We start from the raw sequence: 19,846 nt of genomic DNA on the forward strand, positions 1-19,846 counted from the left end.
GAGATTATTTTTGGAGCGAATCTGACTTTACACGTTTAATTTCCTGTTGCATTTTATTAATGGCATCTGCTGAATTTCCACTGCGAATAGAGTCTTTTTGCGTGGACAAGCTGTTTAATTCTTCTTGAGAATAATTCGTTTCAGTAGTTGCTTCAGTATTAAGATCTTTTGATTTTTTACCAAGTTTTACATTAAAATCTTCGCTATTCCCTTCAATAACCACAGGAATGCCAATAATTCCTAATGGAGGTAAACCTATTCGCATTTTAAGGCTTAGGTCGCCATCAAAAGAGGTTTGGCCTTCTGCTCTTAATCTAAAAGGACTTACTTTAAACTTAAACGGTTCTATGTCTAGTACATTATTGTCTACAGTAGATATAATAGTGATTTCAGACACTTTTGGGTCATTTAAAGCACCAAAACCAGATTTTTCGGATACTTTACCCATTAGCTTATAACCATCAAATTTAACACTATGTACTTTTAATGTGCCTTTGCCTTTAAGTGCGGGTAAAACGGGTAGCATTTCATCGTCTATGGTGCCTGTTAAACTGTAGTCTATCGATACTATTCCTGAGGCTTGTGCAGCAGCAGGTGCTAATTCTTTAAATAAGGACATGCTATTATATCCTTTTTCTATATTGAGTTGATTAGCTTTTAAATCCATAGAAAAGAGAGCTTCTTTTGTGGTTAAAGCTTGATAGAATCCTTTGAGTTGTGCAGTACCATCAACCATTTCTAAAGTACTATTTTTTAAGAAAAGCCCTTGGTTTTTTAACCCTAAATGGCCGGAGAATTCAGTGATATTTAAGCTGTTGTATTTTAGGCTGTCTATTTTAATTTGAATAGCTAAATCTAAGTTTTTAGGGATTTGCATTACACCTGTTACAACGGATTCTGTTGTATTTATATTAGCAGTACTGTCAGACTGCTGGATTAGTTGCTCTTCCTTTGGGAAAAATTCGGTAATATCAATTTTTGGTGATTTTAAATTTAGATCTCCTGTTAATACTCCTTTAGATAATAGTGTATAATCTATATAATTCTGAAAATAGCCATCCATATCTACTTCAGAAGATTGGTGTTGAATAGCTAATTTAGAAAATGCCATTTTATCGTTTAGAAATAGAAATTGCCCTTCTTTAATCAAAACAGGATATTGAAGTATTGAAGTTTTTATCTCAACATCTTTTAAATTTAATGTACCGCTGTTACTATTCTCATTTTGTGAGTTATTAAGTTGTCCTTTTAAATTTAAATCGGCATTTAATTGACCATTTACGATTAAAAACGGTAATTCTACAACTTGATTTAGTGTTGTAAAGTCTATACGTCCTTTCGCTTTTATATCGTATTTTGGTTGGTCAAAATTCTTAAAATAACCTTGACTTGTAAATGGGTTATCTAAAAAGCTAAAGTTTAGGGCATTTACTGTTAGTGAAGACTCTGCATATGACTGCCCTTCATTTAGGATTTTGGCATTAAGTTCAATATTTTTTATAGGCTCTGGATGTCCAGATGTTAGCAAGTAACCATCAGTTAATTTAAAAACACCTTTGGTTTTGGGTAATTTAGATGTTTGTGGTTCATAAATTCCATCTACAGTAACATCTGCAGCTAATATGCCATTAAATTCTAAATCTGGTAAACTTAAAGTTTGATTAAGAATGTTGAGGTTAATATTAGATTGTATATTAGACTTTACATACATGGAATCTGTTCTGCCTTTTACAAACATTTGCCCCGTAGTAATTTCCTTATTGAGTGAAAAGTTAAGACTATCTAGCCTAAGGTTCATCCAGTTGTCTTTAAAATCTCCTTTAAAATTTGCATACAGGTTTTCTAGGGCTTGGTCTGCGTCCTTATGTTTTATATAACCGTCATAAATGTTAACTGTTAGGTCTGTACGGTTTATTTTAGAAGCTTTAGGTACAGATCCTGTATAACCAGCAAGGTGTAGCTTTGCTGTTATATCTCCTTTAAGGCTTAAGTCTTTAGACCATTCTACATATTTTGGAGGTAATGCGCTAATCACGTTTTTAAGCGTGCCGTTTTGTGTTTTAAAAAGTAAATTATAGGCAAAACCATTGTCAAAAACCTTTAAGTTACCGTTAAAATTTACTTCAAGATCATTTAACGAAATAGTGTTTTTATCTAAAGCAATAGATAGGTTTTTAGTATCGTAAATGGTAAACGATTTTGCTTTTAATTTTTTCCCTTTTAAGTATTCTGAGTTTTCAAAAACCACATCAACACTCGTGATGTCTAGTTTTGAACCTAATTTTAGTTCACCATCAATAATGCCTCCTTTTCCGTTGTAGTTAAGTCCATGAGAAAAAACACGAATACCCAAGTCGTTATCTGTATATTCAACTGTTGCATTTTCAATTTTAAGACGTTTAAGGTTTAGGTTTAAACCAGTAGAACTACTATCATTTGCCACTGCTGTAGTGTCTGTTGCTCTTAAGATATCGTAGTTGTTGCGTCCAAATTTATCCTTAACTAGTTTTATATTACAATCGGTAAGATAGGTTTCATTAATTACGATTCTGTCTGAAAATAAGAGTTTAAATACATTGATACCAAATCCTAATTCTTTTGCGTTAATTAAAGTGTCTTTTTCAAAGGGTTTAGAACTTGATAAATTTACATTTTGAAACGAAAAGGTTAATGAAGGAAAATGCGTAAAGAATGAAATGTTGGAATCCTTAAATTGAAGTTCGGTTTCTAAATTTTGATTGATACCTTTTTTGATTTCTTCAGAAATGAGATCATTAAAAATGGAAGGTATAGCAAACAGACTAATGATAAGTAGTAAAAATAGGGCAGAAACCCACTTTAATAGTTTTCCAAACTTGTTTTTATTTACCTTTTCCATTAGTGCTTAGATTGCTAAAAATTATAAGCTGTCAAAAGTAGTATTTTTTTAAGTTTTAACTCGTTGCAATGAGGAATTATAAGAGGTTTTCTCATTAAGAAATTGTAACATTTTTTTGTTTTAGCAGTTCAAATGTTTAAAAAGTTTTAGTTTTATTTATGGCTTTTATTGCCTCAGCATAACATTATAAGTATTGATAACAACGAGGCTTATAATACACTTACAAAATACCACTCATAGGGCTTACCAAGTTGAGGGCATCAGAAAGGCTTTGTTTTAGGTTTGATATTGTAAGGACGTTCCTTAAATTTATCATTAGCGTATTAGTCGTTTCTATCTATTTTGTTGTAGGCGCGAATTACTAAAACAGCCCAAACGATTACACAAATGGATACAAATATCGAAAACGAAAAAATTATTTCATTGGCCTCCATTCAAAATCTGTTTTATAAAGATTACTAATCCAAGTATTGTTGGTGCCCAAAGCCCTACAAATATAGCATGAAGCTCATCTCCTCTTAAGAATAAATATTCGGCAACCACTATAATTAAAGCACATAATGCTAGCATAAAGAGGTTTAAAGGTCCTATTTTTTTTATAAAACTCATCTTAGGTTCGTTATTTCGTTGCCTTAAATTTAATGAAAAAAATAGTCAATACCACTTCAAGTGGACTAAATATAAATGCATAAAATAAGCAGTCGTAATAGAACATCTAAATCTTAAACTTAATGATGTTGGTATTATTGAATGTTATGTGTCTTTTTAATCAGTATTAAGAGTGGGGTATGAATTAGATTAGTGGTGCGTTTTAGGGCGTTATTGCCTTTAGAATTTAACAAAAACTTCATTAAGTTTAACTCAATTATATCACATTGTTAAATTACTGCTAAATCTTTGATGTTTAGATGTTTTATGTCTCTAATTGTGATCCAAAAATGCTTTTAGTTTCGTATCTTTGATTATACCAAATGACCTGTTTTATGAAAGCACTACAAGACCTAAGAAATAGACTATTAAAGTCTAAGCCTAAACGGCTCAAAAACGATATAAATCGTAACGATATTGATGCGAGACGTGTGTTAACACGTTATTTTTCAAAGGACGATGACGACTTCTTATTTATATAATTAGTTCGGGTTTTGGTAGGCCTCAAAATGCATCTAATTTAATGTGGCTCTAAGGCCATTTTGTTAGCTTATGTAAATCACCCCTTTTTGATATGTAAGAGAGGTGAGAGTCATTGTTGAAGCTTCTAATTTTAACTCTAATTGAACGTGATATTTTATTAATAGTAAAATCAGAAGATTAAAAGGAAAAAAGGAGCAGTACGCGCATTCAGGTAAAAGAAAGTAGCAAAATTGGATAAAAGGCTAAGCACACCTAAAGTTATTAATAGACAATCATAAAAAACCACTTCAATACGAGTGGTTTTTTGCTGTAAAGCGGTTATCTTTATACCAATAGAAAATACATGAAATACCAATGGATATAAAACTAGCAGTATTAATAGATGGAGATAACATTCCGTCTGCTTATATAAAAGAAATGATGGAAGAGGTGGCTAAATATGGCAATCCCACTATAAAACGTATTTATGGTGATTGGACCAAACCAAACTTAAACAAATGGAAAAACTTGTTGTTAGAAAATGCCATTACACCAATACAACAATATGGTTACACTACAGGTAAAAACGCTACAGATTCAGCTATGATTATTGACGCCATGGATATATTGTACTCTGAAAAGGTAGATGGCTTTTGTTTGGTTTCTAGCGATAGTGATTTTACACGCTTAGCAACGCGTTTGCGCGAAGCTGGTATGGCTGTTTATGGTATAGGTGAAAAGAAAACACCAAACCCATTTATTGTGGCTTGTGATAAGTTTATCTATATCGAGATTCTTAAAAATCAACGTGAAGAACGACCTTCAGAATCTAGTACAGCACCAACAGCCCCAAAAAATGACTACGATACTATCACTCAAAAAGAGATTAATTTTATTGCGTCTACCATAGATGATGTTGCCGATGATGATGGCTGGGCGTTCTTAGGAGATGTAGGAAGTTTGCTGCAAAAGAAACAGCCTAACTTTGATTCTCGTAATTATGGGTTTCAGAAACTAACGCCTTTAATAAATTCAATTCCTGCATTTGAAATTGAACGTCGTGAAGATTCTAGAGGGCGTTCAAAGTTAATTTATGTAAAACTTAGTGAGGACAAATCTAAGCGAAAGAAGAAGTAGGTTGTGTTGTAAAATAGCCCTTATTAACCTGTGGTCAATTGTAAAATAAAAACATAAAAAAACTTAGTCTAAATTACAGACTAAGTTTTTTTATATCCATTAATTAAGGGTGTCTTGTTATTTAGTTAAAACAAGTTCGCCAGAATTTATAGCTTTTGTGTAATTGGCTTTAACGGTATTTAAAAATCCAAAGAATTTTGAACCGTCTTTTTTCTTAAGTGTTACGGTTGTAGAACCGTTAGCTTCAGTTTCTATTTTATCAATAACAACGGTTTCATTATTTACTGACTTATAATTTGTTACAACACCTCGTTTTATCAAAATATTCGCTTTAGGAAAATCAACGTGATTAAAGCCTTGCGCTGTTGGCGTTTTTACGGTTAATATATCTCCTTCTTTTGGTGTGTTATTAGCAGAAGCTGTTAAAACGAAAGCGAAGCATAAAAGTGTAAAAATTACTTTTTTCATAGTGAATTGGTTTTAAATTGTGTTTGTAGTAAAAATAATAAGATTTTTTCATCGAATTTATAACTTTTAATAATTCTTAACATTTGTAAATACATTCTAAATTCAGATAATTTTTTTATTATTTTAGTTTTTTAAATAACCCTAAAGCATATAAAAAACACGATGAAATTATTAGGAATAGGATCGAGAATAAACCACGCAGAATTTGGAAAAGGAGTTGTTACCAATGTCACTTCAAAACACTATTGGGTAACTTTTATTGATAACGGATTAGAAACTATAGATTTAGACTCTGAATTTGACGTCATAGAAGCTGCAGAAGACGATGTAGATACGGTTAGTTTTTATGAGGTTGAACGCAGTTTAAAATCCATATTAAAAAAATGGTCTGATGTGTCTGAAGTAGTTGCTATTGCAGATAAGTGGAAAGGAGGGAAGCTAATTATGCAACCTGGAGATACAAACTTAAAGTCGAGTGAAATACCTATAGATACATTCTTTCATAAGATTACTATGGTTCGTGATCGCTTGCGTGTTATGGAACAGAAAATTAACTCAAGTAATCTTGAAGAACAAGAAAAGATAGATTTACAACAATACATCACAAGAAGTTATGGAAGTTTAACAAGTTTTAATGTGTTGTTTAAGTTGAAGAGTCAGCAGTTTGTAGGGCAGAGGAGTAAGTAGTTTTTTGGATTGCAGTATTGGGTGAGTGCTTTTTGAAGTTTAGTTCTTATTAGCGCTCTTCCGATTTCTATTTTATAAAAACAGTATGTTACTGCTTAAGATTAATTAAAAACCCCTTTCAAACTGAAAGGGGTTTTTTTGAAGTTTTATGGTTTATTTTATTTAACGTGTCAATGTAACAGTGCCGCTACAATTATTTCCTAATTCAACACAACCAGGTCCCGTTACTTCTTCTTGGCTACTTTCACTTGTTCCTGTAAATGTATCTGTTTCCAAATTATAAGTCAATTGAGAAGAATAATTAGCTATTTTAAAATCAACACCACCACAAGGTGGAGAGAAAAAATCTTGATATACAGCAGTTATAGTTAAAACGTTATTCTCAAAAGTGAAATTATTAGTAATATAATTACCATTAGCATCATCTTCTTGAGTTACTGTATAATCGTCATTTAATGTAAGAGGTCCAGTTCCATTATCTGTAGATGTGTTGCCATTAGTAGAAACACAGTCAGAGTTTTCAGTGATTGTCCAAGAACTAAAAATATTAATATATGTCTCAACATATACGTAGTCGCCATCGACTTCTTCTAAGACCATCTTGTTAGGTGTTAATTCTAATACTGTAATTATTGAAGATTCACCTTCGGCAGTTTCAATAATTGTATTGTCGTTTATTTCGTAATTACTAGTAGATTCATCAGCATTTTCACAGAATTCTCCATAATATTCTGTAGAAATTAATTGTGATGCATTAAATTGTACAATAATATTACAATCGTCAATACTAAAAGTATTTTCTCCATTTTCTGTTTCACCGACTAAATACCAAGTGCCAATTAATAGCTCTGCATTTACTGGTTCAACTTCGCCTATTGTTGCAGATGCAAAAGCAACACAGCCATTGTTATCTACAACCATTAGGTAGTAATTGCCTTCTTCTGGGGCAATAATAGAATCACTTATTATACCTGTATCGGTTTCTCCTGTAGACCAATAAAAATCATAATCTTCAGTCTCTCCATTAACAATAGCAACCAAAAGATTACCTGGATCTATACCAATAATAACTTCTAGGTTAGCATCATTACATTGATTTTCAATTAGTGTTGTATCAGGAGTATTTGGCGCATCAGGATTGGTAACATCAACAGGTGGTTCTGATGCGGAAGCGGCTCCAGCAAATATAACAGCAGCCAGAACTCCTGCAAAAGCTGTAGGAGCCGTAACTACTAATATTGCAGCGCCAGCAACTCCGGCACTAACACCTAGCCAACCACTAAGAGCAGTCCATTCTATAGTATTTGTACCTCTTAAAAGATTATAACCTGTAAAATCTTCTCCATCAACTTCGACAGTTGAAAAATTAACTACTGTATCTTCCATCGACGTCCAATCGCGATCATAAACAATATAGTTTACTAAGCCGTCTTCAGGATATTCAAAACGGTGTATGATGTTATCTTTAATCCCATTAGTTTCAGAGTAAAGCAGTGAAACTCTTTGATTGGTATCTAAAATAATAAACTCTGTTTTGTTTGAATTTGCAATTCTGTAGGCGAAGCTTTTAACCTGCAAAGGGTTGCCAGATGCATCTGCATTTCCATAAACATAGGTCGTGGCATTATCACTATCGATATAGATTTCTGATAATAATTGACCTTCAGAATTAGGTGCATTTACATATTCTATAATGGAATTATTTGGGTTAACAGTATCTGTTGTCTCATCATCAGAACAAGAAAACACTACTGTAATTAAACTGAGTAATAAAAAAAAGCGGATAAAATTTTTCATGGTAAAATAGTTGATTAATAATGATTGAAAAATTAATGAATGATACTCAATTCAAAAATACCTAGTACTAGGTATTTTTGAATTGAGTAGATTATTAAAATAATCAACTAGAAGATGAGATGTGATGTAATGAGAAGCTGAGGTATTGCTTTGTTTTTAGGATCACAAAACAGTCTCTTTACTGCGTTGTAATCTGTAACTTAGCAACTAACTTACAAGCTAAGCCCTTTCACATCACTTATTTCTATCCCAAGAAATAACAATTTATGGAATGTGGGTAATTCCGCTCCTGTTTCTGTAGTGACCCAATTTTCCCATGTGGCCTCTAAGCCATCAATAGGCAATATATCCACCCACATTTGAAAGCTTGTTGGTTTACCATTAGCATCTAAATGCCATAAATATGAATCGCCTGGCGTAGAGCCTCCAGAAGTATAGGTTACTAAAAGGGCGTCTTTTTGGTCTTCTGTTTTTACCAATCTGCGTTCCGTGCCTTTATCAAATACTTTGTAGGGAGCAACCAACCAAAACGAATCGTTATTAAAATAGTTTTCAGCTTTAGTAATATAGTCTTGTTTCTCTATGCCATTGTATTCTTGTTCTAAAACAAAAACTTTAGAATTATTAGGATTTTCAAAGTCTAAAAGTACTGTAAAACTGTCCCAGTATACTTCGCAGGTATGATCAGACTTATACCATTTGTAGTGTTGTTTACCTCTAAAGGTCCACTCTAAATAGTCGGTATTTAAATAGGCTGCTTCATCTAAGGCATCAAGCATTTTAGTGGCTAGTTGGTCTGCTTTAGCACCTGGTTGCCCTTTTGGTAAGTCTTCATTGTATTTGAAATATATAAACCCAAAAAGTAATAGTGAAGGTAAAGTGAAGAATACGATAACTCCACCTATGATTTTTAGTGCTTTTTTTAATTTGGATTGTTTTGCCATAATAAGTCGTGTTAAACTTCAAGAATTAATAAGGTTAGATAGTAATGCTTAAATCTGTTTTATGTTAAATTGCTTTTCAATCTCTATACGCTTGGTGTTACTATATGTTTTAAGGTCTTCAAAAAACAAGGTAAAATCGGTTTCAAAAGCATCGTAATGTGCTTTAAGTTCTTTGGTAGCTTTGTTCATTTTAGAAAGCCCTTTTGTTCTGTGATTCATGCCATTTAAAACAATTTGTATGCCTTCAATTGTGGCATAACTGAGTAACCAATTATCTTCAATCATAATTGGAGTGAGCTTTTTAAATCGCGGAGGTAAGAGTTCAATATGCGCTTCAAGACTTTTATAAAAATTATCAATATAATCCGCAAGCGGAATGTTTGAATAAGTCTTCCAGTTTTTGGCTAAAAAATGATCAAAAAAGATGTCTACAATGACACCGCTGTAATGACCATAACCTTTATGTAAGCGTTTGGTGCATTGTCTAAAAAGAGGATGCGCGTCAGTAAAAGTATCAATATGGCGATGTAATTTAATGCCTGCTTGAATTTCTGTAGGGTATAATTTGTATTTATTACCTCTTACACCATCGCTAACAAAGTTTCCAATAGTAATGAGTTCGTTGTCTCCTGAAAGATAAATATGGGCGAGAAAATTCATGCATCGAATTTACAAATTCATAATAACAAAATAGTTAAAAACGGTATATCTATTTATATTTGCTAAAAATAGATGTATACATGACTTTAATAAAATCAATATCAGGAATTAGAGGGACTATAGGAGGACCAGTAGACGAAAACTTAACACCTATAGATGCGGTTAAATTTGCAGCTGCTTACGGAACTTGGTTGAAGCAACAGCGTAATAAAGACAACTATGTAGTTGTTGTGGGTAGAGATGCTCGTATTTCTGGTGAAATGATTCAGAATTTGGTAATGAATACTTTAGTTGGTCTTGGAATTCATGTTATTGATTTAGGGTTGTCTACAACACCAACAGTAGAAATCGCTGTGCCATTAGAACATGCAGATGGTGGTATTATATTAACCGCAAGTCATAACCCTAAGCAATGGAACGCCTTAAAGCTTTTAAATGCTAAAGGTGAGTTTTTAAATGGAGCAGAAGGACAGAAAATCTTAGAGATTGCAGATTCTAACGCTATGAATTTTGCTGAGGTTGATGATTTAGGGAAAATAACAATTAACGATGCGTATATTGATATTCATATTGATGAGGTCTTAGATCTTGACTTAGTGAATGTAAAAGCTATAAAAGAGGCCAATTTTAAAGTGGTTGTAGATGGTGTGAATTCTACAGGAGGTATTGCTATTCCTTTATTATTGGAACGTTTGGGTGTTGAGCCTGTAAAATTATATTGTGATCCAACAGGTCATTTTCCACATAATCCAGAACCTTTAAAAGAGCACTTAGGTGATTTAGCAAAAGCGGTTGTAAAAGAGCATGCAGATTTCGGAATCGTGGTAGATCCAGACGTTGATCGTTTAGCCTTTATGGATGAAACAGGAGAGATGTTTGGTGAAGAATACACTTTAGTAGCTTGTGCCGATTACGTATTGAGTAAAACGCCAGGAAACACAGTGAGTAATATGAGTTCTACACGTGCTTTACGTGATGTTACCGAAAAACATGGAGGAACTTATGAAGCGAGTGCAGTAGGAGAAGTAAACGTTGTTACTTTGATGAAGAAAAACAATGTAGTTATTGGTGGTGAAGGAAATGGCGGCATTATTTATCCAGATTCTCATTACGGACGTGACGCTTTGGTTGGTGTCGCTTTATTTTTAAGCTTATTAGCTGAAAAGCAAATGAAAGTAAGTGAGCTTAGAGCTTCTTACCCAAACTATTTTATGAGTAAGAAGAAGATTCAATTAACTCCAGGATTGGATGTTGATGGCATTTTAAACGCTATGGAATCTAATTATAGCCATGAAAAATTAACGACTATTGATGGTGTAAAAATTGATTTCGCGGATAGTTGGGTACATTTACGTAAGAGTAACACAGAGCCAATTATTAGAATTTATACCGAAGCACCATCACAAGCAGCAGCAGATACTTTAGCAGATCGTTTTATTGAAGAAATAAAAGCGATTGCTAATATTTAATTTTAATATTAAGAAGCTGTAAATAACTAAGAGTCTCAAGTAAATAAAAGTATATTAAGACATGCGTTGATAGTCATTGTCTTAATTTGTAAAATGACAGAAGGATGATTTTAGAAACGAATTCTACAGAGGTAACTGAATTGGAAGCCTATTTTAGTCAATTTAGACAACATATCATTGGTCAGGATCAACGCTTTGAATCCCCTTATGGAGAACAAAGAATCATTTATACCGATTGGACAGCTTCGGGACGTTTATACAGACCTATAGAAGAGAAAATTAGTAATGAGTTTGGGCCTTTTGTAGCCAATACACATACGGAGACTACAGTTTCTGGTACAGCAATGACCAAAGCGTATCATAAAGCTAAGCATATTATTAAGGATCACGTCAATGCTAATGATGATGATATTTTAATCTGCTCAGGAAACGGTATGACAGGTGTTATTAATAAGTTTCAGCGTATTTTAGGTTTAAAAGTTCCTGAGAATTTAAAGGAATTTACTTCTATTCCAGAGGAAATGCGCCCTGTTGTTTTTGTTTCACATATGGAACATCATTCTAACCAAACGACCTGGTTAGAAACGATGGCTAAGGTTGAAGTTGTTCCGCCAGATGACGAAGGTTTATTTTGCTTAAAGAATTTAGAAACCTTATTACATAAATATAAAGATTGTACCATAAAAATTGCTTCTGTAGTAGGCGGTTCTAATGTTACAGGTATTCAGATTCCGCATCATGATGTTGCTAGGTTAATGCATAAACATGGTGGCGTTTGTTTTGTAGATTTTGCTTGTTCTGCGCCTTATGTAGATATGGATATGCACCCTAAAGATAAGGAGGCACAATTGGATGCTATTTTCTTTTCGCCTCACAAATTTTTAGGTGGCCCAGGAACTTCAGGTGTTTTGGTTTTTAATAAGAAACTGTATAAAAATATGGTGCCAGACTGTCCAGGAGGTGGCACTGTAAGTTGGACCAATCCTTGGGGCGAACACAAATACATAGATAATATAGAAGATAGAGAAGATGGTGGAACACCCGGTTTTCTTCAGGTTATAAAAACAGCACTTTCTATAAAGTTAAAGGAACAAATGGGAGTGGATAAAATGTTGAAACGCGAGCACGAGTTGGTTGATATTATTTTTAAGCAGCTTGAAGGTGTCTCCAATATCAACATTCTTGCAGGTCAGCATAAAGATAGACTAGGTGTTATTTCATTTTATATTGATGATTTGCATTTTAATTTAGCGGTGAAATTATTAAACGATAAATTTGGAATACAAACACGTGGTGGTTGTAGTTGTGCGGGGACTTATGGTCATTTTTTATTGCATGTAGATCAGCAAATGTCACATGAGTTAACAAATGAAATTTCTATAGGAGAGCTAGTACGTAAGCCCGGTTGGATAAGGATGTCTATTCACCCAACAACAACGAATGCCGAAATTAATTATGTATGTGAGAGTATCATAGATTTAGCAAAACATCATGAAGAATGGGCTAAAGATTATGAATATTCTAAATGTAACAATGAGTTTGTACATAAAACTTTAGTTGGTAAGCCTTGTACAGCAACTAATGTAGATGCTTGGTTTGAGATGTAATAATTTGTGGTTTTGATATATGAACTAAGTGTGTTCATAATCTAAAATTGGCCGTAAGCTTGATCTTTGTTTTTAGAAGGAAAATAGCCTAAAGAAATTTAGGTGGCACTTTGTCTCTATGTTTCCAACGTCTATGCGTCCAAAGATAAAACTCTGGAGCTTCTAAAATTTGTTCTTCAACCAACTTAAAGAATAGGTCTGTAATTTCGTAATCCTTGTATGCTTTAGGAGTTTCTGTTATGGTTTTAAAAGTTGTTTCGTAATAGCCACGTTTAATACGTTTTACACTAAAGAACACTACAGCCATATCTAATTTTTTGGCTAACATTTCTGCACCAGTGTACATCGGAACTTTAATCCCCATAAATTCATTCCAATGAAAAGCTTTATTCACTTTAGGAGTTTGGTCAGATACAAAACCATTGATGGTTAATTCGCCTTTTTTCTTGCTTTCAAGGAGGACATTGTAAGTTTCTTTGGTCGTAATTAAATGCGAATTATACTTTGCTCTAATTCGTTTAACTAATTTATCAAAATACTTATTGGCTAAACGTTTATAGACGGCATAACCTTTGTGTTTTACATGCTTTTGTAAAATAAAAATCCATTCCCAACTCCCATAATGTGCACACATTAAAATAATGCTTCGTTGTTTTTTCTCTAAATCATTGATTAATTCTACATTGGTAAATTTGAAGCGTTTATTCATTTGAGCTTCAGTAATAGTCAATGATTTTATAGCTTCCACCATCATATCACAAAAATGGTGATAGAATTTACTAGCTATAGATGAAATTTCTTTTTCTGATTTTTCTGGGAAAACTAATCTTAAATTGTCTTTTACAACCGTTTTTCTATAGCCAAAAACGTTATACATAAAAAAGTAAATAACGTCAGAGAATCCATAAAGTAATCTAAATGGTAAAATTGAAATTAGCCAAAGAATAGGGTAAACTAAGATATAAGCAATAAGTTGCATTAATGTATGTTAGTATTAAAGCACAAATATATATTATATTTGATTTATAGTATTAGAGTTTATGGACAATTTAGGTATAAGTTTAGTTACCATTATAATTATTGCAGCCAACGTTATTATATCCTTTAAAGGGTTTGATGATCGTGGCTTTTTTGAAAAATACAAGTTTAATGTTGGCAGCATAAAGCGCGGGGAACATGTTAGGATGTTGAGCTCTGGATTTTTACATGCAGATACCACGCATTTATTATTTAATATGTTTACGCTTTATTTTTTTGCAGATGCTGTGGTTGCAGGATTAGGCAATTTTCATTTTATTATTATCTACTTCGGCAGTTTAATTTTTGGAAATCTCCTATCGTTGTATTTTCATCAAAATGAATATTGGTACAGTGCTATTGGTGCAAGTGGTGCTGTAACAGGGATTTTATATTCTGCTATTTTATTACAACCAGATATGAGTTTGTATATGTTTTTTATTCCAATCCCTATTCCTGGTTATGTGTTTGGTATAGGTTATTTATTATATTCCATTTATGGCATGAAAAATAAAATTGGTAACATTGGTCACGATGCCCATTTTGGTGGTGCTGTAGGTGGTTATGTGGTGACTTTACTCTTAATGCCAAGCTTATTTAAAACAAACTTAGGGTATGTTGGTTTATTAGCCATACCAATTATAATTCTGTTTGTACTCTATAAAACAGGTAAATTAAAATAACAGAAGACCGTATTTTATTTTTGTAATAGTTCTTCTACCTTAAGTCTTAGGGCATAACCTCTAAGGTTTTTAGCTGCTATTTTTCCGTCTTTATCTAAAACGTATGTTGCAGGAATAGAATTGATATTATACAGTTGTGCAACAGGATCATTAAAGTATTGTAAGTAAGATACCTGAGGCCAAGTTAATTTATCTTTTTTAACAGCATCTAACCATGCTTTTTTAGGATCTTTTTGTCCACGAGACCCGTCTAAAGAGACTCCAATAATTTCTAATCCTTTACTATGGTATTCATTGTAAATTTTAACAACATTAGGATTTTCTCTTCGGCAAGGACCACACCAAGCTGCCCAAAAATCTATAATAGTTACTTTGCCTTTAAGATCGTTTAAAGCTACCATTTCGCCATCTGCATTAGGTGCTTCAAAATTAGGAGCAACTTTTCCAATTTCTAAAGAGGTAGTTTTTGTATAAGCTCTGTAAAGTTTTTCTAATCTTAACTTGGCAGCGACTCCGTCTCTAGATGTTTGTACTGTTGACGATAAATTATTAAAGGCCTCCATATATTTTTCGATATCTAGGTTAGGCTTTTTGAGTTCTTCGCCAATAATAAATAAACTAAAAAAATTGTCTTTATTACTATCAATAAAATCTAAGGTGTATTGTGTTTTTTTATTGTTTAAGACTTCCAATCGTTTTAAAATGGAATCTTGTTTTGCTGTGTTTTTTTGCAATCTTGCGTTTCGCATTGCAGTTCTTACAGGTAATATTTCCTTTTCAATATTGTTTAATCCCGTTTTATAGGTTTCAAATTTCTTTTGAGATTTAGAACCTGTTATTTCTGAGCTTAGTATTCTACCTTTATTAATATTAATGTCTATTTCACTGTTTTCTAACATAAAAGGAAGCTTTCCAGGAATACTATTTACGGTAATGTTATATAATGAAGGTGTTTGCATTTCGCCTTCAAAAGTGAATTGTTCATTTACAATCATTTGGGTTTTAACGAGTCTGTCTTTTCCTTTTTCATCTATACTATTTAGATGTACTCTAACACCATTATAAACCCCTTTTGCAGTTCCATTAATAATATAATTAGTTCTTTTAGGTTCTTCTTTACAACCCATTACTAGTAGGCTCGCAAATATGCATAGGAATAGATTTTTCATAATAATAAATTAGATGATAGTATTTTGAATAATTAACGTGTTACAAATATAAAAACAAAGTTGTAAAACTCGTAAAATAAGTAAAGTCTCTAATAAGTGAACGCTTTTAAGGAGCGTTGGTCTAAAGAATCCCATAATTTACAATACTTTTGCAACAAAGACTTAGAATATGCATAACGATACCATTGTAGCTTTAGCAACACCCTCAGGTAGTGGTGCCATTGCAGTTATACGATTATCTGGACAGGAGGCCATAAACATTGCTTCAAAATGTTTTAAATCTGTTTCTAATAAGGATTTAAACCAACAGGCGACACATACCATTCATTTAGGCCATATTATAGACGCACAGCGTACTATTGATGAGGTTTTGGTGTCTGTTTTTAAGAACCCTAATTCTTATACGGGTGAGAATGTGGTAGAGATATCGTGTCATGGGTCATCTTATATTCAACAAGAAATTATTCAGTTGTTTTTACGCGAAGGTTGTAGGATGGCTACGGCTGGTGAATTTACCTTGCGTGCTTTTTTAAATGGTAAACTCGATTTGAGTCAGGCGGAAGCTGTTGCCGATTTGATTTCTAGTGATAATGAGGCGTCGCATCAGATTGCGATGCAGCAAATGCGTGGTGGTTTTTCTTCTGAAATTGCTAAGCTTCGTGAAGAGCTTTTGAATTTTGCTTCGTTAATAGAATTGGAATTGGACTTTGCTGAAGAAGATGTAGAGTTTGCAGACAGAACTCAGTTTAAGGCCTTAATAAAACGTATTAATTTTGTATTGAAACGTTTAATAGATTCGTTTGCAGTAGGTAATGTGATTAAGAATGGTATTCCTGTTGCCATTGTTGGTGAGCCTAATGTAGGAAAGTCGACCTTATTGAATGCTTTATTAAATGAAGACCGTGCGATTGTTTCTGAAATCGCAGGTACCACAAGAGATACAATTGAAGATGAAATTTCTATTGGAGGTATTGGTTTTCGGTTTATAGATACGGCAGGTATTCGTGAGACTGAAGATGTTGTTGAAAGCATTGGAATAAAGAAAACCTTTGAAAAGATAGAGCAGGCTCAAGTGGTGATGTTTTTGGTGAGTAGTCCGCAGTTGGCTGTGGATAAAGAAGCTATTAAAACCATTACGATTGAGATTGAAAAGGTAAAAAATAAGTTTCCACAAAAGCAGTTATTGGTTATTTTGAATAAGATTGACCAGATTACGGATTCTGAATTGGCCACTATTAGAACGGCTTTAGAATCTAATGCTACTCAGGTTATTCCTATTTCGGCAAAGACTGGTTTTGGAGTGGAGCAACTTACCAATAAACTACTCGATTTAATTAATACTGGAGCGTTGCGTAATAATGAAACTATTGTAACGAATTCACGTCATTACGATGCTTTATTGAAGGCTTTTGAAGAGGTTCAGAAGGTGAAAGACGGTTTAGAGACCGGCTTGTCTGGTGACTTGTTAGCTATTGATATTCGTCAGGCCTTGTATCACTTTGGTGAGATTACAGGTGAGATTACTAATGATGATTTGTTGGGTAATATCTTCGCAAACTTCTGTATCGGGAAGTAATTAAGCTTCTTTTTATTGGTTTTTACTTGTTTTTCAATGGTTTACATATTCTTTTTTGTTGCCTAATTGCCCTTTTTTAACTATATTTGTTTCATATATGTTGCCCAACATACGGATTTGTTGCCCAAATCTGTTGGCAAAAATAAAGGCGAAATGATGCACCATAACGCACCACGTTGCACCATTACGCTACATAAAGCACCATTTATGAGCAGTAATTTATACATCCCGAAAACTTGTAAGCATTGCGGAAATGCTTTTACAGCACGTACAACAGTAACTAAATACTGTGGTAATTCTTGCGCTAAAAAAGCCTATAAGGCCAGAAAGCGTAAAGAAAAAATTCAATCAACTCTTAATGCAGATATGAAGCAAAAGAATGAAGTGATTGAGGTTCAAAATACAAATGCTGTAAACAATAAAGATTTTTTAAGCGTTACAGAGGCTTCTCAATTAATTGGTGTTAGTAGATGGACCATTCAAAGAATGATTCAACAAGGACGTTTAAAAGCTGTTCCTTTCGGAAGAAAACGTATTGTAGCCAGATGGCAAATAGAAAACCTTTTTAATTAGCATCCTATGAAAGTAACATTAAGACAACGCAAGAAGAATGACAAAATAAGTTTGTATTTAGATTACTATCATAAAGGCAAACGTAAAACCGAATATTTGCGTTTATACCTTACACCTAACCCTAAAACTAAAACCGAAAGAGAGGTTAACAAGAAAACCAAACAATTAGCGGAAACTATTTGCGCTCAACGACAGATTGAAATTCAAAACGGTATTTATGGATTCCAAGATATTGAGAAATTAAAAGGGAGTTTTATTACTTATGTAACAGCATTAGCAGAGAAAAAGAATACAAGCTCTGGTAACTATGGTAATTGGAACAGTATGTTAAAACATCTAAAAACTTTTTGTCCAACAGACGTAAGTTTTCAAGATATTGATAAGGATTTTGTAGAACGGTTTAAAGAGTATTTAGATAAGGATGCTATGGCAAGAGCAGGTAAAAAATTATCTCAAAACTCTAAATATTCCTATTATGGAAAATTTAATGCAGCATTAAAACAAGCTGTTAAAGATGGTATTTTAAGAATAAACCCAGCAAATGGTGTTGAGTATTTTAAACAAGGTGAACCTCAACGAGAGTTTTTAACTTTGGATGAATTACAAATAGCAGTTAACACAGAATGTGAGTTACCACTTTTAAAAAGTGCTTTTATATTTTCTGCGCTTACCGGTTTACGTTGGTCAGATATTGAAAAACTGATTTGGTCAGAAATTCAACATTCTAAAGAAATGGGCTATTATATTCGTTTCAGACAAAAGAAAACAAAAGGAGTTGAAACTTTACCTATTTCAGACCAAGCGGCAGAACTGTTAGGAGATAAAGGTAAACCTGAAGAAAAAGTTTTTCAAGGTTTACATTATAGTGCTTGGTCAAATTTAAAGTTGCAACAATGGATGCTTAAAGCAGGAATAACAAAAAATATCACGTTCCATTGTGCGCGTCATACCTATGCAACTTTACAATTAACTTTAGGAACAGATATTTATACAGTTTCAAAGTTGTTGGGTCATAAGGAATTGAGAACTACACAGATTTATGCCAAAGTAATTGATGATAAAAAGAAAGAAGCTGCTAACCGTATTCAACTGGATTTATAATGAAAGGAAGTATGTTTTCAAGTTTAGTTTATATAACCAATGGCCTACATAGAGATAATAGAAAGGAAAAGGATTTTAAGCACTTATTGTCTGATTTCAAATTGAATCCAAAAGCTAATAATGCGGTTTTTAAAGTAAACTTTAAAAAGCCTTTAAATGCTAAAAAAGAATACTACCAAAAGCTGATATTTAATGAAACAGAAAAGACAGTAGTATCATTTGTAAAGGAATTTCCTGAAAATGCTACAGTTCCAGAAAATAAATACAGTTTTACTATTCTGCTTAACAAGTTTGATAAGTACTTAAATGACATCGCAAATTATATAAATAATAGAGCGATAACAGCAGATTTTAATATTGACGACAATTATATCATCAACTACTTAAAAGTATCTGTAATCCGATTATATGCTGAACTGCAAGAACAATATGGTCAGTTTTCAGAAGATTCAAAATTCACAATTTTAGAAATAGCTGAAAAATATTTTAATGACACAACGTTTGATATTAATCAGATAGAAAAAGCGAACACAAAAAAAACAGTTACTAAAAAAGAACCGAGAGTTACAGCAAAACCAAAAACCTCTTTCGGTTATAAAAGCAAAGACACCTCAACCTTATTAACTGTACTAAAGCAATTAAACCTAAAAATTGATTTGTTAGATAATCGTTCAACTGTTGAGCAATTTCAAGAACTATTATTATCTAAAGATTTTACAGTAGTAGATTTTCAAATTTATCTTCAATGCGAAACCACACAGTTTAGTTACGTGGTAAAAAAGCTAAAACCATTTTTTAATAGTTTCAATCCTACTTCAATTGAACGCTCTGGTAAATTTAGAACTAAAACAGATACACCTTTAAGAGCAAATAATCTTCACAAAAACAAAGTTCACAACCCAAAAGAAAAGGAAGAAATAGATAAAATCATCCAACAACTGCAATAAAAAACAGTAAGAATAGTAAGAAA

General features: G+C 32.8%; 18 protein-coding genes. 10 read left to right on the top strand and 8 right to left on the bottom strand.

Annotated features, from left to right (window positions below; genetic code table 11):
* Positions 1-4: 4 nt before the first annotated feature.
* Entirely contained in the window at positions 5-2,878 is a 2,874-nt protein-coding gene (locus ABD730_RS08430) for an AsmA family protein (RefSeq protein ID WP_344713900.1), read from the bottom strand.
* A 420-nt stretch (positions 2,879-3,298) separates the two neighbouring features.
* Positions 3,299-3,487 (bottom strand): hypothetical protein, encoded by a 189-nt coding sequence (locus ABD730_RS08435; RefSeq protein ID WP_215924647.1) that lies wholly within the window; start codon positions 3,485-3,487, stop codon positions 3,299-3,301.
* Between the two features lie 374 nt (positions 3,488-3,861).
* Here ABD730_RS08435 and ABD730_RS08440 point away from each other — a divergent pair, with 374 nt between their 5' ends.
* On the top strand, positions 3,862-4,008 hold the full coding sequence (locus ABD730_RS08440) for a hypothetical protein (protein ID WP_215924646.1): 147 nt from the start codon (positions 3,862-3,864) through the stop codon (positions 4,006-4,008).
* A 355-nt stretch (positions 4,009-4,363) separates the two neighbouring features.
* Positions 4,364-5,125 carry an NYN domain-containing protein gene (locus ABD730_RS08445; protein ID WP_334470929.1) on the top strand — a complete coding sequence of 254 codons (762 nt, stop codon included), beginning with the start codon at positions 4,364-4,366 and terminating at the stop codon, positions 5,123-5,125.
* A gap of 117 nt (positions 5,126-5,242) precedes the next feature.
* Here ABD730_RS08445 and ABD730_RS08450 read toward each other — a convergent pair whose 3' ends face one another.
* Positions 5,243-5,593, bottom strand: coding sequence for a hypothetical protein (locus tag ABD730_RS08450; RefSeq protein ID WP_215924644.1), 351 nt, complete (start codon positions 5,591-5,593; stop codon positions 5,243-5,245).
* Between the two features lie 162 nt (positions 5,594-5,755).
* Between ABD730_RS08450 and ABD730_RS08455 the strand changes: the two genes are divergently transcribed.
* Positions 5,756-6,280, top strand: coding sequence for a hypothetical protein (locus tag ABD730_RS08455; protein ID WP_344713903.1), 525 nt, complete (start codon positions 5,756-5,758; stop codon positions 6,278-6,280).
* Between the two features lie 162 nt (positions 6,281-6,442).
* Here ABD730_RS08455 and ABD730_RS08460 read toward each other — a convergent pair whose 3' ends face one another.
* From ABD730_RS08460 to ABD730_RS08470, 3 genes are all read right to left on the bottom strand, one after another.
* Positions 6,443-8,077, bottom strand: coding sequence for a lipocalin-like domain-containing protein (locus ABD730_RS08460; protein WP_344713905.1), 1,635 nt, complete (start codon positions 8,075-8,077; stop codon positions 6,443-6,445).
* A 212-nt stretch (positions 8,078-8,289) separates the two neighbouring features.
* On the bottom strand, positions 8,290-9,021 hold the full coding sequence (locus tag ABD730_RS08465; protein WP_344713907.1) for a hypothetical protein: 732 nt from the start codon (positions 9,019-9,021) through the stop codon (positions 8,290-8,292).
* 48 nt (positions 9,022-9,069) lie between these two features.
* Complete coding sequence (locus tag ABD730_RS08470; RefSeq protein WP_334470939.1) at positions 9,070-9,681, bottom strand: acyl carrier protein phosphodiesterase; 612 nt, start codon at positions 9,679-9,681, stop codon at positions 9,070-9,072.
* Positions 9,682-9,761: 80 nt separating this feature from the next.
* On the opposite strand from ABD730_RS08470, the gene glmM reads away from it, so the two are divergent.
* Entirely contained in the window at positions 9,762-11,150 is a 1,389-nt protein-coding gene (glmM, locus tag ABD730_RS08475; protein WP_334470941.1) for a phosphoglucosamine mutase, read from the top strand.
* A 104-nt stretch (positions 11,151-11,254) separates the two neighbouring features.
* Entirely contained in the window at positions 11,255-12,757 is a 1,503-nt protein-coding gene (locus tag ABD730_RS08480) for an aminotransferase class V-fold PLP-dependent enzyme (RefSeq protein ID WP_344713910.1), read from the top strand.
* An 88-nt stretch (positions 12,758-12,845) separates the two neighbouring features.
* Here the strand turns inward: ABD730_RS08480 and ABD730_RS08485 are convergent, their stop codons facing one another.
* Complete coding sequence (locus ABD730_RS08485; RefSeq protein ID WP_334470945.1) at positions 12,846-13,736, bottom strand: lysophospholipid acyltransferase family protein; 891 nt, start codon at positions 13,734-13,736, stop codon at positions 12,846-12,848.
* Between the two features lie 61 nt (positions 13,737-13,797).
* Here ABD730_RS08485 and ABD730_RS08490 point away from each other — a divergent pair, with 61 nt between their 5' ends.
* Entirely contained in the window at positions 13,798-14,457 is a 660-nt protein-coding gene (locus ABD730_RS08490) for a rhomboid family intramembrane serine protease (RefSeq protein WP_215924636.1), read from the top strand.
* 14 nt (positions 14,458-14,471) lie between these two features.
* Here ABD730_RS08490 and ABD730_RS08495 read toward each other — a convergent pair whose 3' ends face one another.
* Positions 14,472-15,626 (bottom strand): redoxin domain-containing protein, encoded by a 1,155-nt coding sequence (locus ABD730_RS08495; protein WP_344713912.1) that lies wholly within the window; start codon positions 15,624-15,626, stop codon positions 14,472-14,474.
* Between the two features lie 169 nt (positions 15,627-15,795).
* Between ABD730_RS08495 and mnmE the strand changes: the two genes are divergently transcribed.
* The 4 genes from mnmE to ABD730_RS08515 all read left to right on the top strand — a co-directional run bounded on the left by mnmE (position 15,796) and on the right by ABD730_RS08515 (position 19,823).
* Positions 15,796-17,202, top strand: coding sequence for a tRNA uridine-5-carboxymethylaminomethyl(34) synthesis GTPase MnmE (gene mnmE / locus ABD730_RS08500; protein ID WP_344713914.1), 1,407 nt, complete (start codon positions 15,796-15,798; stop codon positions 17,200-17,202).
* 153 nt (positions 17,203-17,355) lie between these two features.
* Positions 17,356-17,775: a helix-turn-helix domain-containing protein gene (locus tag ABD730_RS08505; protein ID WP_245710254.1), complete on the top strand. Its 420-nt coding sequence runs from the start codon at positions 17,356-17,358 to the stop codon at positions 17,773-17,775.
* Positions 17,776-17,781: 6 nt separating this feature from the next.
* Complete coding sequence (locus ABD730_RS08510) at positions 17,782-18,876, top strand: site-specific integrase (RefSeq protein WP_092468840.1); 1,095 nt, start codon at positions 17,782-17,784, stop codon at positions 18,874-18,876.
* On the top strand, positions 18,876-19,823 hold the full coding sequence (locus ABD730_RS08515; RefSeq protein ID WP_092468842.1) for a DUF6617 family protein: 948 nt from the start codon (positions 18,876-18,878) through the stop codon (positions 19,821-19,823). Before ABD730_RS08510 ends, ABD730_RS08515 begins: the two co-directional genes overlap by 1 nt.
* Positions 19,824-19,846: the final 23 nt, after the last annotated feature.

This window comes from Winogradskyella damuponensis (genome assembly GCF_039538385.1).
In the GTDB taxonomy this organism is placed as follows: Bacteria; Bacteroidota; Bacteroidia; order Flavobacteriales; family Flavobacteriaceae; genus Winogradskyella; species Winogradskyella damuponensis.